The 26222-nt window shown below is 67.6% G+C and carries 26 protein-coding genes and 4 pseudogenes; 13 read left to right on the top strand and 17 right to left on the bottom strand.

The annotated features are described in order from the left end of the window. The first annotated feature begins 251 nt into the window (after positions 1-251). From OG844_RS43945 to OG844_RS43925, 5 genes and pseudogenes are all read left to right on the top strand, one after another. Positions 252-920 carry a DUF4232 domain-containing protein gene (locus tag OG844_RS43945; RefSeq protein WP_406387609.1) on the top strand — a complete coding sequence of 223 codons (669 nt, stop codon included), beginning with the start codon at positions 252-254 and terminating at the stop codon, positions 918-920. Between the two features lie 114 nt (positions 921-1034). After that, positions 1035-1157: pseudogene (locus tag OG844_RS43940) on the top strand (IS5/IS1182 family transposase); the annotation flags it as partial. Positions 1158-2439: 1282 nt separating this feature from the next. Beyond that, positions 2440-2622 (top strand): hypothetical protein, encoded by a 183-nt coding sequence (locus tag OG844_RS43935; protein WP_406396389.1) that lies wholly within the window; start codon positions 2440-2442, stop codon positions 2620-2622. After that, on the top strand, positions 2571-3422 hold the full coding sequence (locus OG844_RS43930; protein ID WP_406396376.1) for a helicase associated domain-containing protein: 852 nt from the start codon (positions 2571-2573) through the stop codon (positions 3420-3422). Before OG844_RS43935 ends, OG844_RS43930 begins: the two co-directional genes overlap by 52 nt. A gap of 18 nt (positions 3423-3440) precedes the next feature. Then, positions 3441-3617 carry a hypothetical protein gene (locus OG844_RS43925; RefSeq protein WP_406387610.1) on the top strand — a complete coding sequence of 59 codons (177 nt, stop codon included), beginning with the start codon at positions 3441-3443 and terminating at the stop codon, positions 3615-3617. 59 nt (positions 3618-3676) lie between these two features. Here the strand turns inward: OG844_RS43925 and OG844_RS43920 are convergent, their stop codons facing one another. From OG844_RS43920 to OG844_RS43905, 4 genes and pseudogenes are all read right to left on the bottom strand, one after another. Further along, on the bottom strand, positions 3677-4309 hold the full coding sequence (locus OG844_RS43920) for a hypothetical protein (protein ID WP_406387612.1): 633 nt from the start codon (positions 4307-4309) through the stop codon (positions 3677-3679). After that, on the bottom strand, positions 4306-4437 hold the full coding sequence (locus OG844_RS43915; RefSeq protein ID WP_406387613.1) for a hypothetical protein: 132 nt from the start codon (positions 4435-4437) through the stop codon (positions 4306-4308). The genes OG844_RS43920 and OG844_RS43915 overlap by 4 nt, the downstream gene beginning before the upstream one ends. A gap of 318 nt (positions 4438-4755) precedes the next feature. Then, a complete protein-coding gene (locus OG844_RS43910) occupies positions 4756-5106 on the bottom strand; it encodes a transposase (protein WP_406396375.1) in 351 nt (116 codons plus the stop codon). 16 nt (positions 5107-5122) lie between these two features. Continuing rightward, positions 5123-5515, bottom strand: a pseudogene (locus OG844_RS43905) (IS5 family transposase); the annotation flags it as partial. An 86-nt stretch (positions 5516-5601) separates the two neighbouring features. Between OG844_RS43905 and OG844_RS43900 the strand changes: the two are divergent. Both OG844_RS43900 and OG844_RS43895 read left to right on the top strand, forming a co-directional pair. After that, complete coding sequence (locus tag OG844_RS43900) at positions 5602-5946, top strand: C40 family peptidase (RefSeq protein WP_406387615.1); 345 nt, start codon at positions 5602-5604, stop codon at positions 5944-5946. Positions 5947-6168: 222 nt separating this feature from the next. Beyond that, entirely contained in the window at positions 6169-6600 is a 432-nt protein-coding gene (locus tag OG844_RS43895; RefSeq protein ID WP_406387616.1) for a hypothetical protein, read from the top strand. A gap of 26 nt (positions 6601-6626) precedes the next feature. On the opposite strand, the gene OG844_RS43890 is transcribed toward OG844_RS43895, so the two are convergent. Then, on the bottom strand, positions 6627-7238 hold the full coding sequence (locus OG844_RS43890; RefSeq protein WP_406387617.1) for a DUF6461 domain-containing protein: 612 nt from the start codon (positions 7236-7238) through the stop codon (positions 6627-6629). A gap of 409 nt (positions 7239-7647) precedes the next feature. On the opposite strand from OG844_RS43890, the gene OG844_RS43885 reads away from it, so the two are divergent. Together OG844_RS43885 and OG844_RS43880 are read left to right on the top strand one after the other, a co-directional pair. Continuing rightward, positions 7648-7824, top strand: coding sequence for a hypothetical protein (locus OG844_RS43885; RefSeq protein ID WP_406387619.1), 177 nt, complete (start codon positions 7648-7650; stop codon positions 7822-7824). A 13-nt stretch (positions 7825-7837) separates the two neighbouring features. After that, positions 7838-8848: a hypothetical protein gene (locus OG844_RS43880; RefSeq protein WP_406387620.1), complete on the top strand. Its 1011-nt coding sequence runs from the start codon at positions 7838-7840 to the stop codon at positions 8846-8848. 873 nt (positions 8849-9721) lie between these two features. On the opposite strand, the gene OG844_RS43875 is transcribed toward OG844_RS43880, so the two are convergent. The 4 genes from OG844_RS43875 to OG844_RS43860 all read right to left on the bottom strand — a co-directional run bounded on the left by OG844_RS43875 (position 9722) and on the right by OG844_RS43860 (position 12424). Next, positions 9722-10519, bottom strand: a complete 798-nt coding sequence (locus OG844_RS43875; protein ID WP_406387622.1) for a hypothetical protein — start codon at positions 10517-10519, stop codon at positions 9722-9724. Positions 10520-11033: 514 nt separating this feature from the next. Further along, positions 11034-11183, bottom strand: coding sequence for a hypothetical protein (locus tag OG844_RS43870; RefSeq protein WP_406387623.1), 150 nt, complete (start codon positions 11181-11183; stop codon positions 11034-11036). Positions 11184-11329: 146 nt separating this feature from the next. Continuing rightward, positions 11330-12241: an esterase/lipase family protein gene (locus OG844_RS43865; RefSeq protein WP_406387624.1), complete on the bottom strand. Its 912-nt coding sequence runs from the start codon at positions 12239-12241 to the stop codon at positions 11330-11332. A gap of 33 nt (positions 12242-12274) precedes the next feature. Then, on the bottom strand, positions 12275-12424 hold the full coding sequence (locus OG844_RS43860; protein WP_406387625.1) for a hypothetical protein: 150 nt from the start codon (positions 12422-12424) through the stop codon (positions 12275-12277). A 171-nt stretch (positions 12425-12595) separates the two neighbouring features. On the opposite strand from OG844_RS43860, the gene OG844_RS43855 reads away from it, so the two are divergent. From OG844_RS43855 to OG844_RS43845, 3 genes and pseudogenes are all read left to right on the top strand, one after another. Continuing rightward, positions 12596-15463, top strand: a complete 2868-nt coding sequence (locus OG844_RS43855) for a BTAD domain-containing putative transcriptional regulator (protein ID WP_406395919.1) — start codon at positions 12596-12598, stop codon at positions 15461-15463. Beyond that, a pseudogene (locus OG844_RS43850) lies at positions 15454-15675 on the top strand (helicase associated domain-containing protein); the annotation flags it as partial. The gene OG844_RS43855 and the pseudogene OG844_RS43850, both read left to right, overlap by 10 nt. Before the next feature lie 757 nt (positions 15676-16432). After that, positions 16433-16648: a hypothetical protein gene (locus OG844_RS43845; protein WP_406387627.1), complete on the top strand. Its 216-nt coding sequence runs from the start codon at positions 16433-16435 to the stop codon at positions 16646-16648. 292 nt (positions 16649-16940) lie between these two features. Here the strand turns inward: OG844_RS43845 and OG844_RS43840 are convergent, their stop codons facing one another. Next, on the bottom strand, positions 16941-17966 hold the full coding sequence (locus OG844_RS43840) for an MmcQ/YjbR family DNA-binding protein (RefSeq protein ID WP_406387628.1): 1026 nt from the start codon (positions 17964-17966) through the stop codon (positions 16941-16943). A 116-nt stretch (positions 17967-18082) separates the two neighbouring features. Here OG844_RS43840 and OG844_RS43835 point away from each other — a divergent pair. Further along, a pseudogene (locus tag OG844_RS43835) lies at positions 18083-18790 on the top strand (transposase); the annotation flags it as partial. A gap of 40 nt (positions 18791-18830) precedes the next feature. Here OG844_RS43835 and OG844_RS43830 read toward each other — a convergent pair. From OG844_RS43830 to OG844_RS43800, 7 genes are all read right to left on the bottom strand, one after another. After that, the gene (locus OG844_RS43830) at positions 18831-20471 is read right to left on the bottom strand and encodes an L-lactate permease (RefSeq protein ID WP_406387629.1); all 1641 of its coding nucleotides are present in this window, start codon (positions 20469-20471) and stop codon (positions 18831-18833) included. Positions 20472-21451: 980 nt separating this feature from the next. After that, positions 21452-21901, bottom strand: coding sequence for a hypothetical protein (locus OG844_RS43825; protein WP_406387631.1), 450 nt, complete (start codon positions 21899-21901; stop codon positions 21452-21454). 319 nt (positions 21902-22220) lie between these two features. Next, positions 22221-22661 carry a transposase gene (locus tag OG844_RS43820; protein ID WP_406395962.1) on the bottom strand — a complete coding sequence of 147 codons (441 nt, stop codon included), beginning with the start codon at positions 22659-22661 and terminating at the stop codon, positions 22221-22223. Further along, positions 22658-23155 (bottom strand): transposase, encoded by a 498-nt coding sequence (locus tag OG844_RS43815; RefSeq protein WP_406387633.1) that lies wholly within the window; start codon positions 23153-23155, stop codon positions 22658-22660. The genes OG844_RS43820 and OG844_RS43815 overlap by 4 nt, the downstream gene beginning before the upstream one ends. Positions 23156-23751: 596 nt before the next feature. After that, positions 23752-24237, bottom strand: a complete 486-nt coding sequence (locus tag OG844_RS43810; RefSeq protein ID WP_406387635.1) for a hypothetical protein — start codon at positions 24235-24237, stop codon at positions 23752-23754. Between the two features lie 415 nt (positions 24238-24652). Beyond that, positions 24653-24967 (bottom strand): hypothetical protein, encoded by a 315-nt coding sequence (locus tag OG844_RS43805; RefSeq protein WP_406387637.1) that lies wholly within the window; start codon positions 24965-24967, stop codon positions 24653-24655. Positions 24968-25023: 56 nt separating this feature from the next. Continuing rightward, positions 25024-26115: an IS630 family transposase gene (locus OG844_RS43800; RefSeq protein WP_406387639.1), complete on the bottom strand. Its 1092-nt coding sequence runs from the start codon at positions 26113-26115 to the stop codon at positions 25024-25026. Positions 26116-26222: the final 107 nt, after the last annotated feature.

Below are 26222 nucleotides of genomic sequence, written 5' to 3'. Positions count from 1 at the left end.
GGTGGGCCCAGTTTGTCGCCCATATCTCGACCGCGCCGCCGTGAACGCCGACCTCACCCTGCTCAGGGCCTCGCCGAGCCGGGTCGGCGGCGTGTACGGCCACCGCTCGATGCCGGGTACTCCCTCGCCACGGCCGCCGTCACAATGTCACGAACCTGTTCGAAGACCGCTCCCGCTCGGTGCGATCAATGGGCAGCACCGCTCCCATGAGGCACGATCACCGGGACATTCCGAATCCCGGGGGACTTCTCATGGCTCACACCGCTCGTTCACGCCGTACCACCGCCGCACTCGCCGCTCTGTCGATCGGCATCCTGGCCCTGACCGCATGCGACGGTGACGTCGAGAACGACGCGGCCACCCCGGGCACGCACGCGAGCCCTTCCGCTACGAGTACGGACGAGGGCACCGACAAGCCCTCGTCGGCCGACCCTGGTGGCAGCGGCAGCGGGAAGTTCTCCGACAGCCCCAGCACCCCGCCGTCGTCGCCGAAGCCCGGGGCCGACGACGATCAGGACGGAGGTGTCGGCATGTGCGAGACGGCCGACCTCACCTACAACGTCACCGTCGCGTCCAGGCCGGTCAACCACGCCTTGCTGACCGCCAGCAACAAAGGCAGCGACCCCTGTCTGCTGTCGCCGAACGAGCTGGTGATCACGATTCCGGGGCTCGACGGCGCCGCCGGGCACATGGGACCCGCCGGCAAGGACTGGATTCTGAAGCCCGGCGAGAGCGCGTATGCCGGGATCATGTTCTCGCGCGCCGACACCGCGGGTGGCAAGAGCGCCGACAAGGTGGAAGTCGCACTCGCCGCTTCCGAGAGCCCGACGACCGTTCCGGTCAACGATGGCCCCGTCACGGTCAACGACAGCCAGGTCACCAGCTTCTTCGGTACCGCCGAGGACGCGCTGACCTACTGAGCTCTTTCAGCGTGGCCACTGATCGGGTGACGGGCTCGACGCCCGCGACGCACGAGGCTCCTGTGGCGCTGGGGGATTTTTCCGAAGTCTCACCCCCCAGGCGCAGGAGCCGCGTTGGTTCCGTATCCTGCCGCACGCGACCTGCCCCACGCCCTGGTCGAGCGGGCCACCTTGCTCATCGTCACCAGTGAGGGTGACCGCAGCTGCAAGCTCCCACCGCACCAGCATGCCCTGGTCACGGAGCGGAACCGGCTCGACGTACTGGCCGGCACCGTCTCCTGCCGCCGCCGTCCATGGACTGCGGGCCGGTTCGACAGACCGAATCACCGCTCCGCACCGTACCCATCGCCCCCCCCCAGGTCGGCGCCTCCGGATCAGCACTCCAGTTCGTGCCGACGATCGCGTCTTCCGTAGGCGATCTCGCTCGGGTCGCTGACGCTGCGTCGGGCCAGTACCCAGGGTCCGAAGCCGTTCTCCCAGTACGGGCGGATCGCGACACGCGCCCAGTCGCAAATCCGCTCACCGTGCGCGCCGGCCCCGCCGGAGATCCGGTTCCACCGCTGGCAGGCAGCGCGGCAACCAGCTGCTCCACCCGCGCGTCCGCCCCGCGCACGGTGATCACGGTGTCGTTGACCTTCGTGGCCAGCACGTGCGCGAGCCGTCGTTCCTCCAGCCACACTCGCAGGTGCGTTGCGGAAGTTTCCGCCGTTCTTCCCGGCCGGATCGTGCCCGTCATGGCCGAGGTCAGCTGCCGGCCATCGGCTTGAGCCCGGGCCACGATCTCGTTCAGGAACTGGCCGTCAACCGACGCTGACGCGGCTCCTGCCGCAGACGGCTTGGCTATGTTCTCGCTGGTCACAGGTGCACCCTTCCATGATCGGAATTACACCGTTCTTCTTACGGTCCTGCCGGTGGCGGTGAGGCAGCCGTCGCTGAGGTGGGGTCGGAGCTGGATTCTGCGTAACTCGCGGCGGAGTGTGCGGTCGAGGTCGTCGGGTGTGTCGAAGGCGGTGTTGGCCGTGGCTCTTCGCCCGAGTGACCAGACTGAGACGGCGGACAGCATGCTGACCTCCCCGGCGTTCGGCGGGCCGGCCAAGCTCTTGGAGGCGTTGCGGGCGCACAACGCGCGGATCGTGGAAACCCTCGCGGAGCAGCAGGCACCGAGCGCCTACAAGCCCGTCAGCAAGGACGCCAGCGGGAAGAAAGCACGGGCGAGGGCTCCGGGGGCGTCAGCGCCCCCGCCAAGGCCCTGCTGAGGTTCTCCACGCCCCGCGACCCGGCCACCCTCGCCGCGTTCATCAACCTGCGCGTCCTCAACCCCGAGCACGAGCACTGGCGCCGTGGCGTGGAGGCCGCTGTGATCTACGCCCGCGAACACGGTGACCTACGGGTGCCGTTCACGTTTCGCGTCCCGGCCGTCGACGACCAGGAGGCGGAAGGCGAGGGGTGACCGGCCGCGCTCGCCGGGTTCCCGCTGGGGCAGTGGACCGCCGACGCCAGGAGGTTCTACGCCGGCAACATGGACGAGGACCGTGCCGCCCAGTTGGAAAAGCTCGGCATGATCTCGTCCCACTTCGACGTCGCGAGGGAGGAGGGCCTGACCGCCGCGCGCGGGCCGCCGCCCGCAAGGCTGCCGAGAACGGGCACCTTCTGGCACCGCTGGACGCCACGTTCCAGGGTGCGGCGGTGGGTATTTGGTTGAAGAACGCGCGGGCGGCCGCGCGGAAGGCGCAGGAGATCGAGCGGCGGCGCGCGGAGGGTCTGCCGGTGGAGTCGTCGGCCGGTGCGCTGTCGGACACCCGGCGCGAGCAGCTGGAGGAGATCGACGCCTCTTGGTGCCCGTCGTGGCCGGTGACGTGGCAGCGGTCCTTCCACCTGGTCCGGATGCACCTGGACACCGGTGAGGCGCTGCCCACCGAGGCGCGCGAGGTCCTGCGCCAGGGCGAGGATCTGGGGCGGTGGGTGACGTCGGTGCGGTACGGGTGGGACCAGCTCACCGGCGTGCAGCGGTGGATGTGCGAGCAGGTCCTCGGGATCACGCCCGCGACCGAGGAGGAAAGGCCGAAGCGGCGCCGTTCGCAGTCCGACAAGTGGGCGATGAACTACGAGGCCGCCAAGCAGTTCTACGAGCGCGAGGGGCACCTTCAGGTCCCAAGGAAGTGGGTTGAGCGGATCGTCGGCGAGGACCAGGAGGAGCGGGAGGAGCGGGAGGAGCGGGAGCACAAGCTGGGGGCCTGGATGGGGAATCAGCGCAGCCGGGCGGCGACGCTGACGCCGGAGCGGATGGAGCAGCTGTCCGCGATCGGGATTGCGGTGGGCGTAGCGCGCAAGCGCGACAGTGGGCTGGGTAGGACTTCTGCCCAGCCTATTGCCGTCGATGCCCGGGGAGCCCGGCCTTACTCACAGCCCCGGCTCCTTGGGGTACTCGGGGACGCTGTGGTCCGGATCGCGCAGCCACTCACGTGTCACAGCGGCACGCTGCCGGGACGATGGCGTGAGTAAGATCCGCGCGGCAGAAGGATGGCTGTTGAGTGGGAGCGCATCGGGCAGCCCCTGTTCGACCGGATCGTCGAGGCCTTGGTGCACCGCCTGTACGACGCCGAGGCGACGGTGGAGGTGGTCAACGGGCGCGGCAGGGACGACGGCATCGACATCAAGTCACCAGCGGGCCGGGGTGCGTTCAAAGCAGCACGATGACCTCTTGCGTCCGCTGCCCGCCTGGCAGGGCAGGTCAGAACGCATCAGCTGCGCCACAGTTACGAGGTGGTACGGGTACCGGGGATGTAGTGGATCTGCCAGCGTTTCCAGTCGCGTCGTGTGTGCGCGGCCAGCTCGGTGGTTGTCAGGGCGGCGGTCTTCGCGGAGGCAAGACGTTGATGCCACGGGCCGGAACGGGGGCCGGTGAGAAGAGCTTCCAGCAACGGGCCGGCCAGGACGTGGTGGTCGAAGCGGGCAGGGCCGGCGGAGGCGAGCAATGCCAGTGGCGGCAGGTGGGCGGGGCGCAAGCCGGCCAGGGTTCGGCGTACGGCGGGGGCCGCGCCCCAGCAGGTGTCCAGGATCAGGGCTTTGGCCGTCAGCGGGCTGCTCAGGGAAGCGAGGTCGGTGTCTAGGAAGCCCTCGGGCTGAGGTCCGGGGTAGGAGTGTGCGCAGAGGTAGAGGACGTCTGCGGTGGCGCCGAGCGCGCGGTCTGCGTCTCCGGGTGCCACGATCAGGACTGGCTCGGTCGGGGACGGCAGGGAGGTCACGCGGCGCAGGTAGGTCAGGCGGGCGGCGACACGGCGTGCATCCTCCTGACAGCGTGGGGAGCGGGCGGGCGCGGCTGTCAGGACGCGCAGGTTCCGCACGATGCGGATGTGTCGTCGGCCGGAGTGCTGCGGGCCGGGTCTCATCCGAATCTCTCCCAGCCTGCCGTCGTGCAGTCGGTCTCGTAAGCGGGCAGTGGGGTGTCGTTGAGGTCGCGGTACTGCTGCTTCGGGTCCACCGTCCGGCCCGCGACCTGCGGGTTCTGCCCCGTCATCCGCTCCCCCTGGGCTGTCGCGTGCCGGCCCGGCGTCGTGGTCCTGTGCGCCCTGCTGGCGTCCGGTGCTCGTCATGTTCTCGGTCCGGCTTCCCAGCCGGTCTTGCAGAGCCTACTGGGCGTCACGGGTCGGCTGTTCGGTGATGGTGGCACGGTCTGGGCGCAGGTGGCGGGACGGGTCAGCCGCGTGGGGTGTACCAGGGCACTGGGGCCTGTCTTCAAAGGGTCATATCCACATCAGGAGTGACGCGATGGTGAGTGCCGCTTCGTAGGATTCGCGGGTTTTGTCGTAGCGGGTGGCGATGGCCCGGTACTGCTTTAAGCACTTTCGACAAGGAGCGCTACAAACAGCGCAACGTCGTCGAGCGCTGCTTCAACGCGTGGCGGCCTGCCGCCGTTGCTGCCGCGACGACGGCGGTTCGCCTGCTGGTCCGACCGTTCCGGGATGGTGTGCGGGATTCCGCTTTTCCGCAGGTAGTTGCGTATGGATCGACTGCTGTATCCCTTGTCGCCCAGGAGATGGTCGGGTCGGTTGCGCGGTCGGCCTGGGTCTGGGCGGCGAACCTTGATTTGCGCGAGGACCTGCTCGAACTGCGTACAGTCGTTGGTGTTGCCGCCTGTGACGACAAAGCCGAGCGGACGGCCGCGGCCGTCGCAGGCGAGGTGAATCTTGGTCGTCAGTCCGCCACGGGATCGTCCGAGGGCGTGAGCGTGTGCCGTTTCTGCGGGACCTGCCCCTTTTACGGGCGCCGGCCGCGTGCTGATGAGCGCGGGTGATCGTGGAGTCCACCGATACCAGCCAGTCAACGTCCCCTGCCGCATCCTTCTGAGCCTGAACGGCCTCAAGCATCCGCGTGAACGTGCCATCGAGCGCCCACCTGCGGAAACGTGTGTACAAGGTCCGCCAGGACCCATACCTCTCCGGCACATCACGCCAGGCCGAACCGGTCCGCAGCTTCCACACGATCCCGTTCAGCACCACCCGGTCGTCTCGCCGGGGCCGCCCCGTGCCCGTCCGCGGAAGCAGCCCCGACAGAACGTCCCACTCGTCGTCCGAGAGCTCATGTCGCCGCACCATGCAACAGTGTTTGAAGACAGGCCCTAGCGCAGAAGGGCGTCCCGTACTCCTGGGGCGGCGGCAACGCGAAGGGCCCCTCGTCGGGGGTGTGCTGCTCGCCCGGAGGGCAGGACGGCCGCAGGGTCACGGGGTTCGACTGCTCAGGGCTCGCCCTGTACGCATTCGCCAAGGTGGGGATATCGCTGCCGCGTACCGCCTCCGCGCAGGCCTGTGTCGGCACCCGGATCCCCGCCTCCGCCGGAATCGGAGCACTCAAGCCCGGCGACCTGGTGTTCTACGGCTACATCCCCACCCGGAACAGCACCATCCACCACGTCGGGATCTACCTCGGCAACGGTCAGATGATCAATGCCGCCCGGCCCGGCACCAGGGTCCGGGTCGACTCCGGCACCTCCATGTCCGACTACGCCGGAGGAGCCCGCGTCCTGTGACCACCACACAGTCAGGTAGCGGCCGCGGCCGCGGCCGCGCCCTCCTCGCAGCAGCCGGGGTCCTGGCCGCGACCGGCTGCACGCTCGTCGTCTACGCGATGCCGTCGGGCGAAAGGTCAGCACCTTCCCTACCGCTCGCCCTCTCTTCCCCCCCACCCGGCGCAGACCCGGAGCAGCTCGGACACCGGGCTGCCGGCCGACGAGGGGCTTGGGGCCGATGAGGTGAGGTCTGTACCAGCGGCGAGCACCGCGTCGCCACCCGTCCTGGCGGAGGAAGAGGTCCTGCCGGAGCCAGGTGCCGGTCCCCGTGCCGACCCGCTGGTGCAACGCGCGTTGGACCGGGCGATTCCTGCCGACCTGTCCCCGGAAGATGAACGACAGCTCACCGCGCTGGGGCGGGCGGTGTGGATGGCAGAGATCACCGGTGCGGGACGGTCGAAGTGGCCCGCCTACTTTCCCGAACGACGGACGGTTGCGACGTACTCCCGGATCCGGATCCAAGGGCTGATCGCCCGCCGCGACACCTACCATCCGGCCGGCGTGATTGTGCAACTCGTACGGGCGGGAGCCGACCCGTCCGGCGCGTTCATCGATGGCCGAGCCGCCGCTGTCCGCTTCGCACGCAAAGCACAGACGTGGGCACCCGTACGGTGAACTTCCGCCGCATATCCGGTCGGGAGTTACCTGAGTGGATCGGGCACACGACCGCAGGTGAACTCCGCCGACGCGAAGAGCTCTGGGGTCAGGCGTACGCCTGTGATGTGTTCGGCGAGGGCGAAGGCAGCTTCGGTGTGCCTGTTGAGGTTGTCTTCGTCCATGTCGTTCAGATCGAAGCCCGCCTCCTCCATCTCCGTGAGGAGCCCGTCGGGGTGGCCGCCGTCGCGGCGGTTGGGCATGCCGGGTTCGAAGTGCAGGCGGGTGGCTCCGTCCTGGTACCAGTAAAACTGGTCGCCCGCGTTGACGTTGCAGTAGTGGGAGACCACTGTCCGGCCGCTCGAGATAGGGAGCATGATCGTGTCCGCGATGCCCACGTAGCCGTTGTGCTCGACCATCAGCGTCCAGTCACCAATGGAAGTCGCCGCCACGAAGCGCTCACCGTCTTCGACCTGTCCGTACGCTAGCCCGTCCAGTGCCCTCACACCCGTCATGCGTTCCCCGGGGTCGGCCCCGAGCGCCTTGAGCAGCGCATCCGGGCCAAGGCCTTGGATAAGGGTGATGCAGTACGCCTCCATGAGAAATGGGTACTGCTTCTCGAGCCATAGATAATCGGCGGCGGTGCTCCTGTCGGTCATGCCCGCAGCATGCCAGCCGCTGCTGCCACCCAGCCGTCTGCACGGCTCCGCGGTGAGTGAGTGGGCGCGCAGTCGTGGTGAGTTCGCTCCCAGAGGCTCATAGCACCCTGCCGCCTGGACCTTCGCGCACCACACGCGTCCCGGAGGCTCTGACCAGGGATGGTGAGTGCGAGATGCACCGCCACGTAAGCGTCAGCAACTCACCACCGACCCCGTGCCCCAACCGTGATCTCAACCGGGTGGCCATGGTGAGCGAATCGGTGAGTGGCGCCGGGTTCCTTAGGAACAACACCTGATCGCCTCTCCCTTCGGAGTCCCGCATGCCCCTTCAACTCTCCCGCGCGACGAGCCCGGCCCCGCCGACGGCGACGGAGCCGATCACGCACGCCATCCCGTCCGAGAGGGACTCATGACGTCCCGCACGATGAACCTTGCCTCAGCCCCTGCGGCCGCATGGGACACCCTGACCTCCCTCGGCTCCCTGGCCTGGTCATGGGCGAACTGGACGTACGAGTACGCGTGGCTGCTGGGGCTGATCGGCGGCATCGCGGGTGGCGCCTCGGCGTCTGTCTGCAGCGGCTCTTGAGCGGCGGACGTACGTGGAGCTGCTGCCGTCGCGTCAGTTCGAGGCGAGTGGCGAGGAGATCGGCCGGTTCGGCGCGCAGTTGGTCCGGGCTGCCGGTGCGGGTCCGTGGTGGACACCGAGGTCTGCTCGTACGGTGCGGGTGCGGCTGCGAGCCGACGGCAGCAAGCCGCTGACCTACCGGGTCGAGGCCCCGGCGTCGGCGCGGCATCTGCTGTTGCAGACGCCGTACGCCCGGGTGCGCTCGGAGCCGGCCCGGCCGATAGGAGACAAGCGCAAGCTGCCGGAGCACACGGTGCGGGCGGTATTCAGCCTGCACGGCGCCCCGGGGTCACGGCTGCGGGAAGTACCGCTGGAGCCCGATCCGCTGCAGCCGCTCATCGACGCGGTCGCCGACCTGCGGGCAGATCTGGGCGATCTGGCAGAGATGTGTCTGGACCTGTCGCCGGCGTCGAAGTGGCGCCTTCGGGCCAGGCGCTGGCAGGTCGTCGACGCGGCGCGGGATCACGCGCGGCGTGAGTCTCGGCGGGAAGCGCGGTGGATGACGCAGGACGCCGCGACGATGGAGGACGCCCTGACCTGGCAGGTGACGAGGCTGACCATGCCTCAGGAGCAGCGGTCGGGGTCGGGGCGGAGTCTGCTGATGGCGCCGCGGCCGCCGAGGGTGGATCGGGACAAGGCGCTGGGGAAGCTGGCGGAGGATGCCGGGCTGGTTCGGGTGCAGTTGCTCGTGCGGTGTTCTTCCGACGTGGTTGGCCGGGCCGAGCGACGGCTGCGGCACATCGAAGCGGCCCTGGACGTCTACGCGGCACGAACCCGGTTCTCCTCGGCCGGCTGGTCCCTGGGCCCGCTGCGTCTGGGCCCCGACCGGTGGCCGTGGCGGGACCGGTTCGACGAGCAGTGGACGACCGGACTGATCCGGCCCGGCCGCAATGCGTGGGCCCGGGTCGATGAGCTCGCCGGTTTCCTGAAACCGCCGACCGTGCACGCCCGGGTGCTCCACCATCGCCCGAGCCAAGCACTATAAGGCAACGCCGTTCCATGGATCCGAAGGTCGTCCGCCGGTATTTAGATCATGGCCATGAGTCGGTCCCCGTGAAGCTGATCAATCCGAGGGTTGGGCGGGCGTGTACTTTCCTCGCCGCGAGGTGCCGGCAGTTATGCCGACGCAGTGCCCGAGCGGCGCAGGAGTGCACTCCCTGTAGCTGCGGCGCCTCCGGCCCCAGAGTGCGGCCCGACCTGTGCGGGCCCCCGGTGGATGCGTCCTCCCCCGGGGGCCCGCCGCCCTCTTCGGAGCTCCGAGGACCCCCAGCGTCGTAACGACGGACCTGCAAGGGCTCGGTACCGCAACTCAGCTGCGGGGAGCAGGTTATGGGTGCTAGTCGTAGCTGGACGTCGAGCGAGAGCTAGGGCAACGCATGATCATTCTGGACAGTTGCGTGATTCGCAGATTGAGTCTTGACGGCGGCGAGGCGGACGTCCTGCGCGCCATCAGGCGGACCAAGGCGGAGCGGATCTGCGCTCCCTGGATGGCAGTTGAGGAACTCGCTGCCCAAAAGGCACTGGCCTACGAAGAGGCGCACGAGGCCGCCGCACTTGCACTCAGCCGCCTCCAGGGCAGGAGCCACCAGCCGGAGCCGAAGCCAATTCCGAGCCCGTCGCCCGCACGTGGCCGTTGTAGCGGAGCCCGTTACGCTCAAGGTGGATGGCATGGTGTCCGCCAAGTGGGACGCCGTCGGGCGTCACGAGAGGCTCATCAGAGTCGATCGGCGCCGCGTAGAGACCGAGAAGATCGCGGAGCGATGTCGGGCGTTGGGGCCCCAAGGCCGAGCGAACCGCTTCCAGGCTGCCGACACCCGGCCCGAATTGCTGACGGACACTGATCATGGTCTCGTCCTTCTCAGCGAGGGCTGACCAGGACACGGACGAGTCCGCGGCCGCTGGCGAGCGGGGTCAATGCCTTACCGATGATGGCGCCAAGCGCCCTGTGGGGTTCTGTCACGCGGCGAGCATGACCGTTGGTGGAAGAGGTTGTGAGCAGGTTGCCCGGGTGGATGGGGGTGGCATCGGCGTCGGCCAAGCACCACACCTTGCCCACTAGCGCAACCGCTACGCCGCCGTCGTGGCGATCGAGCACGACGGCCGGCTTCTCTCCGCCAGTACCAGACACGATCCCGGCTACTGCTGTGTCGTATTCCTGCTCACATGCTTGGACCTGACCGTCTTCACCGACTATGACAACCGTTCCAGGAGCAACGGCGGGGTCAGCAGCAGTCAGGGCCTCGGCGTAGTCGGCACCTGCGAGGAGAAGGTCGCCCGTAACCAGGACGTCGCCATCAAAGACGCCGGCTTTCCCCCCGGCTACGTTACTCGTGGCGAATACACCATTTCCACCCCTACCAAACAGGCCGTTGCCGCCGTTGTCGTTCACTCCGGCAACGCCGGCCTTAGCGGAAATATTGCCTATTCCCAGAACGCCGTCGTTGTTCTGGCTTACTCCGACAACGCCGTTCCCGTCCTTGCCGTCTCCGAATAGGCCGTTGAAGCCCCGGCCGAATACGCCGTTTCCGCTGTTTTCGTTGACGCCAGCAACGCCGGCCTTGCCGGGAGCATTGCCGAGTCCAAGGACGCCGTCTTCCTTCTCGCTTGTTCCGAGGATTCCAGCCTCGCTCTGTCCGGATCCAGATATCTGCGCCATGGCTACCTCCCTGCCCTAGTCGAGCTTGCTCTAAATTGACCACGTAATGGCCGAGTATTGGATCACATGGTTCGATTCTCGTTTGTGATTCCGAAAATCGAGCAATAGCTCAACGGTCTCACTGGGGTGTTGTGGGTTGTATCCCGGATTAGCCCCGGAGCCGCGATCCAACCAGGGGACTCGATCTACAATCAGTTCCCCCCACGAACCGCGCCCCATACCCACCGTGACACAGACCCCAGCCAGCCGCACCGTCAAAGGGCGTAGGCTCCCCGAACTTCGGGCCATCTTCGAGGAGTAGCGGATGCGGCGCTGGCGCAGCTTGATTATCGATGCGTGGGGAGCACTGGCCTACAAACCTGCGTTCGAGCAAGTGGCTGACGGCCGTTCCGGTCGACTACCTGGCCACGCCGGGGCTTCTTGGGCCACTGAGCTGGGACTTTGCGTGTTGCGGTTCTGTCCGGTTGAGCACGTGAGTTCCGGTTGATCATGTCAATCCGAGTGTGGCCAGAGGTCAGCCTGGGTGGCGGGCATTGTGGCGGGTGGCGGCAGCAATGTTGGTGTGGCCGTCCTGTCGGCAGACGCTGATAGCGAGGTTGCGAAGACTGGCCATCACGCGGGGCAGGCGGTCGGCGCGGATAGTGGAGGCGTCCTCGGCAAACATGGTGCTGCTTTCTACGGATCGCGGTCCCGTACGACGGACATGGGTTAATCAGCGTCCGTCGTACGGGGTGCTCCCCAAGCAGTGCCGGGCTACTGGCGGTTGCGCTCAGCGACAGTAATCGCTCGCCATGCCATTTCTCGGAGGGTTCACCAGCGGCTGTGCCAGTAAAGGGCGTTCATGGTGGCCCGCAGAGGCGCAGCGCCTTGCGGCAGTGATCCCCAGGCGCCGCCGTTGTTGGTATACCGGAGCGGGAAGGTGCCGGCCCGCTTGGTGCGCAGCTTGGTGTGATCGAGACCGGAGCTCTCCGAGTAGCGCACCAAATGCTGCGCCCCGACGTCAGTGGGAGCCGCGTTGCCGGCGCCGACCGTACCGTCGGCATTCGAGCCGATGAGCGTCCAGTCCGTTCCCCCCTTCGCCTGGGGGAGGGTGGGGCCGAGCCAGCGTCGGAAGGTGCCGTTCGGGTAGCGCATCTCCCGGCACTGCAGGTTGGAGGAGCAGAGGGCGGCAAACAGTGCGGCCTTCTGCGGGGTGCCCAGGTTGACGACGTCCTCTACCAAGAGGACCGGCGGCCAGGTCGGGTCACCCTTCTCGTATCCGGCCAGCGCGGCACGGGCGATCAGTCCGCCCATCGAGTGGCCGACGACGTCGACGGTCTGCCCCTTGGAGGAGTACATGTCGTGGATCTTCCACGCGAGGCCGCGCCCGAGATCTTTCAGGGAGGTATCCACGGTGCCCTTGCCCTCAGGGTCGATCCGTACGTCACACCCGATGCCGCCGTTCTCGGCGTCCTCCTCGTCGTCCTCCTCATAGAAACCGACGCGGTGTAGGGTCCCCTCCCACTTGGACTTCTTGAACAGTGTGGCGGCGGAGTTCCACTTCTCTCCACAGGTGTGACCTGGGGTGTAGCCCTTTATGAAGAAGACCGGGCGTTGCTTGCTGTCTTCCCGCGCAGCTGAGGTCTCGGCCTCAGAGGAAGTGGCGGCGCTGGCCGCAGGCGTCATGGTGAGGAGGACGGCGGCGCTCACTACGGACGTGACGAGAGACGATCTGAGTCGCATAAATACTCCCATTAAGGATTGTCCCGTAACGATCTAGGGGACGGTGGCGGCGGGGCCGGTCGCGGTGCCACCCCTTCGCTTTCCGGCGAGGGCGAGGTTGTGCAGTCGGGCGGTGCCGAACATGGCGTGATGGACGCCGTCGCCTTTGAGTCGGCAGTCACGCAGGATCTTCCAACCCTTCATGCGGGCGAAGTTGTGCCAGCTACCCGTGTCCTTGCCAGGCTCCGAACCACCCGGTTTGGGACACGTCTGCTACTATGCTCGGCCGACTTGGGGGAAACCTTGCCGAAACCTTGATACAGCAGGTCAGAGTGGCCGCTCCGGCACCTCTACCTGCGCGAGAGGCACCACGGCATGGTGAAGTTCTGTTTGTTGAGCGCCCTTGAGGTACGGAACGAGGGGCACCGGGTACCCCTGGGTCACCCGCAGCAACAGTCCGTGCTGGCGGCCTTGCTGATCGACGCCAACTACCCCGTGCCAGCCGATCAACTCCTCCACCGGGTGTGGGGCGGCGACGGGACCGCACGGGCCCAGACCACGCTCTACGCCTACATCTCCCGGCTCCGCCGCGCCCTGAGCCCTCACGGCACCCGTATAGTCCGCCGCTCCGGCGGTTACGTCCTGGAGGTCGACGAGGCCGTAGTGGACCTGTACCGCTTCCGCCGTCTGATCCGGCAAGCCGCGGAAGCCACTGATGACCACGCCGCCCGGGCACTGTTCGAACAGGGGCTCGGGTTGTGGCACGGTGAGCCCCTGTCCGGGCTGAAATCCCCCTGGTTGGACACCGTGCGCGCGCAGTTGGAGGCGGAACGGTGGGCCGCGCAACTGGATCACACCGATGTCATGCTGCGTACCGGCCGCCACAGCGAATGCCTCGCCCCCCTCACAGCGCGGGCCGACGCCCATCCGCTGGACGAGCGCCTCGCCGCCCAGCTGCTCCTGGCCCTGTACCGCAGCGGACGCCCCACGGACGCCCTGCACCACTACCAGGGCCTCCGGCTCCTGCTCTCCGAGGAGCTGGGCAGCGACCCGGAACCGGCGCTGCGCGAGCTCCACCAGCAGATCCTGAACTCGGACCCGCAGCTCGCCCCGCCGGCCCGCGCCCCGTTGAGCGTGGCGCGGACCACGCCGGTCCCCCGGCAGCTGCCCGCCCCGCCGCCGTTGTTCACCGGCCGCGGCAGCGAGCTCGCCCAGCTGGACAAGCTGTTGACAACTGAGTCCGAACCGGGCGGTGCAGTGCTGGTCTCGGCGATCTGCGGGACCGGCGGCGTCGGCAAGACCTGGATTGCGCTGCACTGGGCCCACGGCCGATACGAGCAATTCCCCGACGGGCAGCTCTGTGCCGACCTGCAGGGGTTCACCCCTGCAGGGGAGCCGGCCGACCCGCACGTGGTCATGCGGGGATTCCTGGAAGCCCTCGGCGTCAGCTCCGCGGACATCCCCACGGACCCGCAGGCGAATGCCGCGTTGTACCGAAGCCTGACGACAGGCAAGAGGATCCTCATCCTGCTCGACAACGCCCACAGCACCGAGCAGGTGCTGCCCCTGCTCCCCGGCAGCCCCACTTGCACAGTTCTGATCACCAGCCGGCGCCAGCTCCCCGCACTGACGGCCTCCCACGGCGCCGCGCAACTCACCCTGGAAACCCTCGCCCCTGCCGAGGCGCACGACCTGCTCGCCCGGCGCCTCGGCGCCGAACAGCTCACCGACGACCCCGACACCGTCACCGAGATCCTCCAGTACTGCGGCGGGCTCCCCCTGGCCATCAGTGTCCTGGCCGCCCGCCTCACCACCAGCCCGATGCTCACCCTTACCGCCCTGGCTGCAGAGCTGCACCAGACCGCGACCCGGCTCGACGCCCTGGACACCGGCGAGACATCCGCCGACGTGCGGACCGTCTTCGCCTCCTCCTACCTCGCCCTCGACGACGACTGCGCCCGGGTGTTCCGCCAGCTCGCCCAGGCACCCGGCCCCGACCTCGCCCTGCCCGCCGCCACCAGCCTCACCGCCCAACCGCCCGCCCGCCTCCGCACCTGGCTGCGCCGCCTCCAGGCCCACCACCTCGTCCAGGAACGCAGCCCCGGCCGCTTCTCCTGCCACGACCTGCTGCGCGCCTACGCCCTCGAGCTGGCGCAGACCGTAGCTCCCGCCGCCGAAGGGCGGGCGGCCCTCACCCGGGTGCTCGACCACTACGCGCACACCGCATATGCCGCCGACCGGCTCCTGCTGCCCCACCGCGACCCGATCCCACTGGCCCCGCCCGCACACGGCGCCCTTCCGGAAGAACTCACCACGCACGACAGGGCGATGGAATGGTTCACGAACGAGCACCCCGTGCTCACCGCGACCGTCGACCACTCCGTGCGCACCGGCCAGGACGCCCGCGCCTGGCAGACGGCCTGGGCCCTCACCACCTACCTCGCCCGGCGCGGACGCTGGGCCGACATCGCCGACCTGCACACCCTCTCTCTCGCCGCCGCCGTCCGCCTCGGCGACCCGGCCGCCCAGGTCGAATCCCACCGCTCGCTCGCCTGGGCTCTCACCGAGACCGGCCGCTACGCCGAAGCTCACCGCGAGCTGGCACATGCACTGTCCCTCCCGGAGACGACCGGCAGCCTTGTCCCCCGGGCCCACACCCACCTCGCGCTCGGCTGGCTATACGAACGCGAAGACGACCGGGCCGCAGCCCTGCGACACGACCAGAGCGCCGTCGACCTGTTCACCTCCGCCGGACACCTCGCAGGAAGGGCACGCGCACTGAACGCGGTGGCCTGGGACCACGCCCAGAACGGAGACCACGCCACCTCGGTGCACCGCGGTCAAGAAGCACTCGCCATCCAGCAGGAGCTGGGCGACTCCCGCGGCCAGGCCGGCACCTGGGACACCCTCGGATACGCCTACCACCAGCTCGGCGACCATACGAACGCCATTGACGGTTACGAACGCAGCCTGGAACTCAACCGCGCACTGGGCCACCGCTACAACGAAGCCGAGAACCTCTTCCACCTGGGCCAGACCCACCAGGCGACAGGAACCGTCGAAGTTGCCAGGGAAGTCGTGCGGCAGGCCCTCGACATCTACCTCGAAGTCCGCGCCCCCGAATCAGACCTGGAGCAGGTCCGCGCCCTGTTGGCCGAACTCGACGCAGCGCCCGCTGACGGTGGCGCATTCAACCAGACAGCAGAGCTCCATATGCCGGGCCGGTGGGGTGGGCGGCTGTGAGCGCCTTCGAGAAGGGCGTGGCGGCCCTGGCGCAGTACAAGGCCCGCGAGGGCTCTGTGACCGTCCCCAGGGCTCATGTGGAGCGGCTGGAGGACGGGAGTGAGGTGAAGCTGGGGGTGTTCCTCAGCAACAGCAAGAGCCGCCGGGCCAAGCTGACCGCCGACAAGATCGCCGCACTGGCCGGCCTCGGGCTGGAGTGGGCCGCGGCCTGACGTCGTTTTCAGGGGCCCGGCGTCGCCCGATGGACGGAGTGCAGCGCCAGGTCGGACTGGAGAGGACCCCGGGCGAGCCGTGCGGCCCGGGGTCTTTCGCTGACCCGGGCCCAGCGGCACCGCGTCCCAGGGCCTACACGCACTCCAGTGCGATGTCGTGCCCCCGAAGGCGGCGGCATCGCACTGGAGTGCGTGTAGGCCCTGGGATCTTGGGCGGCCTGCGGGCAATGTGGAGCCGTGCCGCCACTGACGCGAGGGTGCAGCAGCCGCTGTTCAGCTCAGGCGGTAGTCGAGGAGCGCGAGGCCGGCGGCGGCGCGGTGTTGGTAGGCGCGCAGTCCGGGGGCGCCGGGGGCGCGGGCTTCCGGGCGTTGCGGTGCCAGTGGCCGGTGAGTGCGGCCAGGAACGCCGTGGTGGTGTCCGGGCTGTCGGCGGTGGCGGGATGGTCGCGGAGCAGACGGGCGACGTCCGTGGGCGCGTGTCCGGCGAGGACGAGCTGCGGGGCGAGGGAGGCCGACAGCCGTCACTTTCAGCTGCCCGGGCGGCAGACGAAACAGCTCGCGGAGTATCTTCTGTGGCATCCCTTGTCCGCGGAGACAGCCTGAGCGCTGCTGCAAGAACCCGGCGAAGTGGTTCCGGCCGCCCGACGGCTACCAGTGCCAGGCACGGTGAGCTCCTACGAGCCCGACCCGGGTCGGGTGATATTCGTCCCGGCGGGCGCCCACCCGGCCATCGCCGTGCCCGCTCACCGGACCCGAGATGGACGACACGGCCGCACCGCCCCGCCTGCAGTCCTGGCGGAACCGTCTCACCGTCGACCATGCCGGGCTCCAGCTCCGCCTCGGCCCGGACGCCCACTGGTACCCGTACACACGCGAAAACGGCGAGTGGTGGCCGTGCGCGCCCTGTACCCCTGACCCGGTCGCCGCCCTCACCGCCGCATGGGACAGCCGCCAGTCACCCGGCGTCGCGTAGACCGGTCATCGGCGCCCTCGGGCAGGCCGCGTCACGCGCTCGGCGCCGCCGAGCGCGACTCACGGCCCTGCGGGGACAGAGGCCGGTAGTACTGGCGAGGCCGACGCCGCGCGCACCAGATACCGTGCCGACCGATACCGCGCATACGCAGGAGACCGGCTGTGATTCTTGAGATCCGTACCTACCGGCTGAGGCCGGGCACCGGTGACGAGTTCGTTCGCGTGATGCGGGAGGAGTCGGTGCCATTGCTCTGGAGAAGGCCGGTATCCGGGTGGTTGATTACCGTTCCGCCTCAGCCGGGTCCAGCCTTCGTGATCTTGACGTACAGGTATTCGTCCAGGACCTTCGCGAGGGATACGGAGGGTCGGCCGACCGCCCCGGGCAGATCCTCCTCGGTCACGTCCATCGCTTCGAGCAGGCTCTGTGCCCAAAACCGTCCAAGCCGCAGATGGCCGGCGAACGCCGCAGCGTCGCGTGCGCCGTGGAGTTGCTCGGCGATGGCCGCGTCCCACGGCATCACACCGTGCGGTCGCAGGGCATAGAGCGCCTTGGCCGCTGCCGTCGGGCCCAGCGAGCGAGCGCGCGGACCGGAGGCGACGCGGAGCGCCGCGAGTTGTGCGTAGGCGTCGGCGAATGTGGAAATGTCGCGGTCCGAAAGGGCCGTCAGGCCGGCAACGGGCAGTTCCGCGCCGCAGTCGCGCCACCACTCCTCCACGCCGGTGTCGAACGGTGCCGGTTCTCCCTCGCGGGGATAACGAATACGGCAGCCCCATGAGTTGAGCCATCGCAGGAGCGCGGCCCTGTGGTGCTCATCGGACAGGTCCAGTGCCGGCCGTGTGCTGTCCAGGAGCCTCAGCCAGCTGGTGTCAATGTTGCTGAATCCGTTGAACACACCGGCGGCGTGCCGCAGTTCGTCTGGAGAGGGAGCAGCCGGGAAGGGCGGGGCGGAGGCCGGCACGTCGCGGTCGAACCGGGTGCCGCGAAGGCGGTCCGCGGCCACGCGCTTCGGCACGACCATACGCCAGGCCTCGATGACGATTTCCTCCATCTCGGTTACGTCGAGAGCGTCCAGGCGGACCTCGAGCCAATTGAATCGTTGAATCGCCGGAGCAGGCATGCTGAATTTCTCGGGCTCGGCGGCGATCGCATCCGCCCGTTCTGCTTTAGGGAATGCGAATCCCATCGTGGTCTCGTCCTTGGAGAACGAGAGGTAGACGATGCGGTTGACCCGGAACTTGACTCGATCCCTGACCACAGCCTCTTCCGTTCGCGGCAGGGAGTGTGCCAGTTGGCGCACCTCTTTGATCGTTGCCATCATCCTGAGGATTCCTTTATTCTTCAACTGGTCCTGGTGCTCACTGTTGCCCGCCACAGGGCGGAGGAGGCGTCGCAGCGACGCCTCCGGCTCAGCCTCCCATGATGTACGGAGGTGGCCGCCAGTGCGGTGAACGCCGGCGCCAGGCCGCCCATCCCGCCAAGGCGGTGCCCGAGCTGGTCGCGACCGGGCCCTCGCAGGTGTTCACCTGGGACATCACCAAGGCCGCCGGACCGGCCAAGGGCGTCTGGTATCACGCCTACGTCATCATCGACATCTTCAGCCGGTACATCGTCGGCCACACCGTCGAGCGGGCCGAATCGGCGGTGCGGGCCGAGGAACTGATCCGCGAGACCATCGCCCGCAACGGCATCGTGCCCCAGACCGTGCACGCGGACCGCGGCACCTCGATGACATCGAAGAAGGTCTCCCAGCTACTGATCGACCTCGGCGTGACACGCTCGCACTCGAGGCCGAAGGTCTCCAACGACAACCCGTACAGCGAAGCCCAGTTCAAGACCACGAAGTACATGTCGGACTATCCCGAACGGTTCGATTCCCTGGCCCACGCCCGCGAATGGTTCGACACGTTCCTCGCGTACTACAACCACGAGCACCGGCACTCGGGCATCGGCTGGCACACACCCGCCTCCGTCCACTTCGGGACCGCCGAGGAAGTCCGCGACCAGCGCGCCGTCACCCTCGCCCAGGCATACACCCGCCACCCCGAACGCTTCGGCCGCCACCCCCGACCACCCGCAATACCCCAGACCGCCTGGATCAACGACCCGGCGAAACGCAGAGACCCCGCACCACAAATCTCATAGCGCCACAACCGTCTCACTGGACTTGAAATTCACCGGCCCGTCAGTGCACGGTCATCCAGCCGAGCACCCGTGTCGTCTGGAGGAAAACGATCAGGCACATTCCGGCAAGCAGAAGCACGCTCCATCGGAACATCCGCCGGAACAGATCGCCTTCAGCGCCGTGCATCCCCGTGGCTGCGGCGGCGATGGTCAGGTTCTGCAGCGAGATCATCTTGCCCACCACGCCTCCCGAGGCATTCGCCGCGGTGAGCAGGGTCGCCGGAAGGCCCGCCTTGTCGGCCGCGGTGACCTGCAACGCCCCGAACAGCGCGTTGGACGAAGTGTCCGATCCGGTCAACGCAACACCGAGCCATCCGAGAATGGGAGAGATCACGACAAACGCACCACCGGTACCGGCAAGCCAGGTGCCCAACACCATCGTTTGGCCGCTTGCATTCATCACGAACGACAGAGCCAGCAGTCCCGAGATGGTAGTGATCGGCCCACGCAAACGACCGAGTGTTTCGGCGAGAGCGGTGACCGCGACCCGGGGCGGTATGTGCAATACCACCATAGTGGCGAGGCCCGAGATCAGCAGCAAGGTACCGGTTGCGGCCAGCCAGTTGAACTTGAACATCGGCAGCGTCGACGGTTCTCCCCCCGATGTCAACAGATGCAGGCCGGGCCAAGGGAAGGTGACCGTGGCCGAGTTGAGCGCATCAGCGACGGGCTTCCACTGCGAGAACACGAAGATGGAGACGATCGCAAGGTAGGGGGCATAGGCACGCCAGACCTCCGTTCGGACGCCGGACGTCACTGGCAGCGGGGACGCACTCGCCTGGGGCGTGTCGGGATGAGCGATGACAGACGGAGCAGGGGCAGGGGACCGACGTACATGCTGTGCGCGGACTACTACCGTGACCACGCAGGCGCTCACCAGCGCGGAGCTGATGTCCGCGAGCGGAACGGAGATGTAATTGGATGTCACGAACTGTGTGAGCCCGTACGACACACCGCAGGCCAGGGCGGGAAACCACGTCTGGCGGACGCCCCGGCGCCCGTCCGCGATCCCCACCACCAGGAGAGGGACGAACACCGCGATGATCGGTACCTGCCGACCGGCCATCGCGCCGAGGTCGGCCATCGGCAGATCACTGACCTTGGCCAAGGTCGTGATGGGCAGCCCCAGCGGACCGAAGGCCGCCGGCACCGTGTTCGCGACAAGAGCCACTGCCGCTGCGCGCATCGGGCGGAAACCGCCCCCCACCAGCATGACGGTGGTGATCGCCACCGGAGTCCCCTGCCCGGCAAGCCCTTCGAGTAACGAGCCGAAGCAAAAGGCGATGATGATTGCCTGAATGCGCTGATCCTTGCTCACTGCGGCGAACGAGTGGCACAGAACGTCGAAGTGGCCGCTGTGCACCGTCATGGAATGGATCCAGATCGCGGCGACCAAGGTCCACGCGAGAGGGAACAAGCCGAAGGCCGCCCCCTGACCGGCGGCGAGCACAGCCTGCCCGGTAGGCATGCCATAGCCGAGAACAGCCACCAGCGCAGCGACTGCCAGGCTTCCCCAGGACGCCACCCAGGCTTTGGTGCGGAAAACTCCCAAGAACACGAAGAGGGCTGCGATGGGGACCAGGGCGAGCAGCGCGCTCCAAGCCAATGAGCCGAACACCGGATCGATGGTTTGCCGGTACAAGGCAGCCCTCCTCAGTCGACGGAAGGCCGGCACATCCAGCCACGGCAGGTCGCCTGCTAAGGATCAGACGCGGGGTGTGCACGATCATCTTCCGTATTGCTCTCTCCGTCGAGGGCCAGAAGCCACGTCGACGACGGGGAGACAACGCAGCAGGTCGCGCAGCCGCAGGAGCGTTTCCTGGCTGTGTCACCTTCTCCGGGCCATGGTCCTGCGCGAACGCCGTTCGGCATCCAGCATGCCGGTGGTTGCGGGCAGGTGTTCCCGAGGTGATTGCGGCGGTATCCCAGGGAGTTCGACGTGCTTGAGGACACGCAATCGACGAACGTCGAACCTCGACCGGACGCACGGGGGAGAGCGGCTCATCCTCGGCCGGCTGACTGTGGGACGGCGGATCGTTCTTGGGTGCGGATCCTCTCCGGGGATGATTGAGCTGGTGTTTTGCTGATTTGGGTGTGGGCGGGATGCTGGCGTCTCTACCGTGCGGGTAGAGGAGGTAGGTCGCTGACCTGCGGCGGGATGCCACAAAAAAGGAGGGGCCGCCAGATAGTCAGCCAGGTCCAGGGGCGGGACGGACTGTCCATGGCGGGAAGCGCGCGAGCGCCGAGCTCTGGAGGCACGACAATCCATCTACCAGGAGCTTCATCTCTTCTCGCACCCAGCCACACACCAACTCACGCCGCCGTCAGCCAGGTTCGCAAGGCCAGTGCAAAGGCTGACAACAAATGAGCAGGGTCGGTGCCGTAGGAGCCCGGCCTCCCGGGGCCCTACGGCACCTGGACCAAGGACGGCGGCCAGGACGCCGCGGAGCTCGCGCCGAGCAGCTGAACCGAGTGTGCCTTCGCCCTCGCTGCAGGTGCCGAGCGGGCCATAGGCGCCCTGGCGCACGGGCGCGACGGGTGATCACCCAGGCGACGTCTCCCCGCGGGCCCAGTGCCCCCATCGCTGTTCGGTGGCCTGGCGGGCGATACCTCCGACCCCCGTCAGCCGTCCACGGACGTTCTGGTCATCTCGTCGCAGTCGGAAGGTGTCGTGTCGTTGGCCCCGTCGACGAGGCATATCTTCAGGCCCACTTTCTGACCCGCCGTGACGTTGCCGAACGGGTCCCAGACCACGTACTCCCAGGCGCCGTTCCCGTTGTACTTCGAGCCGAGGTAGGTGCCGTCGAGCCATGCGTAGGCCCTCACGCCATGGGTGTCCTCGCAGGCGTCCCAGACCTCGATGTAGTCGTCGTTGGACCCGCCGCCCGGGGCTCCCTCTCCGTAATCGATGAAGTCGGCCGAGCCGCACACGTCGGCGGTCCAGACCGTGAAGCTGTCGTCCACTGCCACGGCCGAGGGGGCGGCAACTTTCTGGGCTTGGGCCGCCGGCGCCCCCCACAGCGCGACCGCCGTAGCAGCGACTCCCAGCCCTGCAATGATCTTCTGGCGCATATCGCTCTCCGATTCTGGTGATCCATCCGGAACTGAGGGAAAGACCGAACCCCATGACCGTCCGGCAGTCCGTCGCCCGGATGGCCCCTTGGGGCTCGCATCACCGAGTTCAGCGGTCGGCGCATTGTTTGGCAGGGCTGTTCCAGCGGCCAAACAATGGCCGGTCGCGAACTCTCCGGTCGGTGGTGGGGGCGCCTCGCAGGGCTTTGTTAGCTTCTACGGTGTGGTTCGGGTTCTGGGGCGGGTTGGCCACATATGGAACAGGCGCCGGTCCAGGTGGCCAGGAGTGCCTGGAGTTCGCGGAGGACCGCGTACAGGGTCAGGCCTGCGCAGGGGCCTTTGGGTCGAGTCGCAGGAGGGTGCAGAAGGCCTGGGCGAGGGCGGCGAGGGTGACGTGGCGGTGCCAGCCCAGGTAACTGCGGCCTTCGAAGTGGTCCAGGCTCAGGCCGTCCTTGAGTTCGCGGTAGTCGTGTTCAACTCTCCAGCGGATCTTGCAGATGCGTACGAGCTCGCGCAGCGGTGTGTCGGTGGACAGGGTGGAAAGCCAGTAGTCGGTGGGCTCGGCGGTGTCGTGGGGCCATTCGGCGATCAGCCAGCATTCGGGCAGTGATCCGTCGGCGGCGCGGGGTATGTCCTTGTTCGCCGGCCGTACGCGCAGGGCGGTGAACTGCGAGCGCATTTCGGCGGTGGGGTTGCGCTTGCTGGTCTTGGTTCCCTGGCGCCAGGTGACGGTGCGGCGGGCTGATCTGCCTGCGTTCAGGGCGAGTTGGCGAAGGTTACTTGGTTTGTCCGGGTAGGCGGGGGCCGGGGGGGGCCTCGGCCTCTGTAGGGGGCGCGTGCTGGTTCAGCGTCGGCGGGTTGTTGGGCACTGGTGGTGGCATTGACGGCCACCGCGTAGAGCAGACCGCGGTAAGTCAGGCCCTGGCGGAAACCGGTGGCGTCGCCGTAGCCGGCGTCGGCGGTCACCGGCAGGCCGGGCAGGCCCCACTCGCCCGTGACTTCGTCGAGCATGTCCAGGGCCAGACGCCACTTCTCGCGGTGGCGCTCCTCGTCGGGGATCTTTGCCTGGGCGCGGCGGCGCACGATGGCCCCAGCCATCAGCGGGTCGTCACCGTGCTTGGCATCGTCCCAGCTCTCGGGGATGAACAGCCGCCAGTCGATGGCCGAAGAGGCCTTCTCGCTGGCGAGGTTGACGCTCACGCCGATCTGACAGTTGCCGCGCTTGCCCAGCGCACCGCAGTACATCCGGGCCACCCCGGGGAGTCCATGCCGTCTTTGGGGAAGCCTGTGTCGTCGATGGTGTACGCCTCGGGGGTGATGTGCGCGTTCGCCCACCGCACGACCTTGGAACTGCGCCCTGTGCGGTGCACGCCTGCACCGGGATCGGTCTCTCGGCACCCACCAGACCAGCACTGGACTCCTGAGCGAACCCACCGAACTCTGGGCCTGCGCGCCCACCTGCCCGTGACCACAACTGTGCGGCATCGCAGTGGGAAGGGCTCGGAACGGGTGTTTCGGTAGCGCTGCGGCCGTGCCAGGTCGCACGGGTCTTGTCCTGGAGCGGCATCGCCGCGTATGTGCCGGATGCGGGGCGGCGGGCGGCACTCGCCGTCGCTTAGCCACTGTGCCGGGCTTCATCGGCTTGGAGGTCGACGCTGCCGACCGTTCAGTTACGGCCTGTCTGAAGCGGTTCTTCCTTCAACACCGCGGCCCACACACCACCCTTCATGACGACAGCTTGAGCAGGGCAGGTCGGACAGGCCCTCCGTGGGAAGCGGAGCTGTTTCTCGCGGTCAGTGCGGATGAAGGCGGCGGCCCAGGCCTGGCCGCCGCCTTCATCACGGGCAGCCTCAGATCTGCATGAGCCTTGTGCACCAGATCTCGTTGTAATCGCCGATGCTGCAGTCGGCGAACTCCCCGCTCCACAACTTCGTCCAGGTGCCCGCCGTCCGCCAGTGCCACGTGCCCGTCCGCGAGAATCGCTCGTGGTAGCCCCAACCGTTGAACGTGAAGGCGTCGACGTCGACGCCGGTGCCATTGCCGCCCACGATCCCGTTGCCGATCGACTTCTGGTCACATGGGAGGGTGTCGGGGTGACTCGCGGTACCGCCGTCAATGTTCCACACGTAGCAGCGGCCGTTGCCGTCGCCGAGATTGGTCGTGTAGTTCATCGCCCGGCCGGTCCTGTTCTTCACCGCGCCGCAAAAGTAGTCACCGAGACCGCCACAATTGTCCGCGGAGGCGGTGGGTGCCCCCGCGACGACCATCCCGGATGCCATGAGGACAACGGCGGCGGTTGCACCGGCCGCCCGATTCAGGCGAGATTCCTTGCGCATGACAACCCCAATTCCTTGATCGTGTTCGTACGCCTTGCCGTTCGGATATCCAGACAGTGGGCCCCCGGACGCAGGCTCCACAAGGGTGGGACGGGAGATGGAACGCCTGGGACAAAAACAGGCCGCTGACCTGCAAGATTGCGAGGGGGTGGGACGCCGCAGACAGACTCACTCAAGCCGAACCAATCGGCTGGTGACAGCGTTCCTACCGGCACCCCAACTACGAGTCCACCCGGACTTGGCGCCGGAGCGCTTGGACGGTGGCGAATGCCAGTTCGCGCGTGTGCGCGACCCCCGTGATACGTGTTCGAGAATCAGCGGAGACCGCTTGTTACCGATTCACCGGCGTCCGGGGGACCACGCGCCTGGCGGTGGACCGGTGGTGCGCCGGGGGTGCGTAAGCGGTTGCTGCCGATCATTGCCGGGTGGGTGTAGCTCGCACTGCTGCCGGGGCGCCGGACAGCCGCAATGGGGAGTCCGGGACGCTGTTGCGGGTGTAGACCGGCAGCTCGCCGTTGCAGCTGAAGGCGTGAAGCGATGGGGGAGCATCGTTGAACCATGCCGGACAATTCTCCTCGGCCCACGCAGCCGCAGCGTCGACACGATCCACATGCGACAGGAGATGCTCAGGAGCAGGCCCGCCACTGAACTGCACGAGGAAGCCGTGAGCGTCCACTGCCCACCAATCCCACGTGAATCCGGGTCGGGGATGCCGCAGGATCGTCGTCATGCCGTCACCGTATCCAGGCCAGACAGGGTCGTTGAAGGTGATCCGAAGGAAACGACCTAGTGACCTGAGTCAGAGATTCGGTGGCAGTAGGCGGCGACTTTGTCGAGGATTTCGTCGGCCGTCTTGGTCCAGATGAAGGGCCTGGGTTGGTCGTTCCAGTCGGCCAGCCAGGCCCGGACGTCACGTTCGAGGGCCTGGACGGAGCGGTGTACTCCGCGCTTAAGCTTCTTCTGTGTGAGTTCGGCGAACCACCGCTCGACCAGGTTCAGCCACGACGCGCTGGTAGGTGTGAAGTGCAGGTGGAAGCGCGGGTGTGCCAGCAGCCACTTCTTGATCTCGGGCGTCTTGTGCGTCGCGTAGTTGTCGAGGATCAGGTGGACCTGAAGGCCGGCCGGGACTTCCCTGTCGAGCTTGGCCAGGAACTTCTTGAACTCGACGGCCCGGTGGCGGCGGTGGAGCGACCCGATCACCTTGCCCGTCGCGACTTCCAGGGCGGCGAAGAGAGTGGTGGTGCCGGCGCGGATGTAGTCGTGACTTCGGCGCTCGGGAACCCCGGGCATCATCGGCAGGACCGGCTGGGACCGGTCCAGGGCCTGGATCTGCGACTTCTCGTCCACGCAGAGAACCAGAGCCTTCTCCGGCGGGTCGAGATAGAGGCCGACGACATCGCGGACCTTATCGATGAAGAACGGATCGGTGGAGAGCTTGTAGGTCTGCGAGCGGTGCGGGGCCAGAGCGAACGCCCGCCAGATCCTGGATACCGTCGACTGCGACATGCCCGTCGCGGCGGCCATCGAGCGCGTCGACCAGTGCGTCGCGTTCTTCGGCGTCTCCTCGAGCGTTCTGACGATCACTCGTTCCACATCCGCGTCGGTAATCTTCCGCGGGACACCCGGCCTGGGCTCGTCACACAAGCCGTCCAAGCCGTTCTCCAGGAAGCGCCGCCGCCAGGTGCGGACGGTGTCCGGCGCAACCCGCAGCCGACGGGACACCTCCATGATCGAGTGGCCGTCCGCGCACTCCAGCACGATCCGTGACCGCTGAGCCAGCACCTGCGCGGTCGTCCGCCGACGCACCCAGCCCTCCAGCACAGCCCGTTGAGCATCGGTCAGTGACAGCGGCGGAATCTTCGGCCCCGGACGACTCATAGCCAACTAACGCCAAACCTCTGACTCAGGTCACTAGCTCAAGGCAGAAGTCTCGGCACGGCCGGCGTCACCTCATGGTCATAGCCCCAGCGTCGCCATTAACCATC

Source organism: Streptomyces sp. NBC_00887 (assembly GCF_045207585.1).
Note: the sequence above shows the minus strand (reverse complement) of the source record. Positions and strands in the feature narration are given on the sequence as shown.

Coding starts and splice junctions, on each gene's coding strand:
- OG844_RS43945 (WP_406387609.1), top strand. CDS start 252: ATGGCTCACACCGCTCGTTCACGCCGTACCACCGCCGCACTCGCCGCT.
- OG844_RS43935 (WP_406396389.1), top strand. CDS start 2,440: ATGGACGAGGACCGTGCCGCCCAGTTGGAAAAGCTCGGCATGATCTCG.
- OG844_RS43925 (WP_406387610.1), top strand. CDS start 3,441: ATGGCTGTTGAGTGGGAGCGCATCGGGCAGCCCCTGTTCGACCGGATC.
- OG844_RS43920 (WP_406387612.1), bottom strand. CDS start 4,309: ATGAGACCCGGCCCGCAGCACTCCGGCCGACGACACATCCGCATCGTG.
- OG844_RS43915 (WP_406387613.1), bottom strand. CDS start 4,437: ATGACGGGGCAGAACCCGCAGGTCGCGGGCCGGACGGTGGACCCGAAG.
- OG844_RS43890 (WP_406387617.1), bottom strand. CDS start 7,238: ATGACCGACAGGAGCACCGCCGCCGATTATCTATGGCTCGAGAAGCAG.
- OG844_RS43885 (WP_406387619.1), top strand. CDS start 7,648: ATGACGTCCCGCACGATGAACCTTGCCTCAGCCCCTGCGGCCGCATGG.
- OG844_RS43875 (WP_406387622.1), bottom strand. CDS start 10,519: ATGGCGCAGATATCTGGATCCGGACAGAGCGAGGCTGGAATCCTCGGA.
- OG844_RS43870 (WP_406387623.1), bottom strand. CDS start 11,183: ATGTTTGCCGAGGACGCCTCCACTATCCGCGCCGACCGCCTGCCCCGC.
- OG844_RS43865 (WP_406387624.1), bottom strand. CDS start 12,241: ATGCGACTCAGATCGTCTCTCGTCACGTCCGTAGTGAGCGCCGCCGTC.
- OG844_RS43860 (WP_406387625.1), bottom strand. CDS start 12,424: ATGAAGGGTTGGAAGATCCTGCGTGACTGCCGACTCAAAGGCGACGGC.
- OG844_RS43855 (WP_406395919.1), top strand. CDS start 12,596: ATGGTGAAGTTCTGTTTGTTGAGCGCCCTTGAGGTACGGAACGAGGGG.
- OG844_RS43845 (WP_406387627.1), top strand. CDS start 16,433: ATGGACGACACGGCCGCACCGCCCCGCCTGCAGTCCTGGCGGAACCGT.
- OG844_RS43840 (WP_406387628.1), bottom strand. CDS start 17,966: ATGATGGCAACGATCAAAGAGGTGCGCCAACTGGCACACTCCCTGCCG.
- OG844_RS43825 (WP_406387631.1), bottom strand. CDS start 21,901: ATGCGCCAGAAGATCATTGCAGGGCTGGGAGTCGCTGCTACGGCGGTC.
- OG844_RS43810 (WP_406387635.1), bottom strand. CDS start 24,237: ATGCGCAAGGAATCTCGCCTGAATCGGGCGGCCGGTGCAACCGCCGCC.
- OG844_RS43805 (WP_406387637.1), bottom strand. CDS start 24,967: ATGACGACGATCCTGCGGCATCCCCGACCCGGATTCACGTGGGATTGG.
- OG844_RS43800 (WP_406387639.1), bottom strand. CDS start 26,115: ATGAGTCGTCCGGGGCCGAAGATTCCGCCGCTGTCACTGACCGATGCT.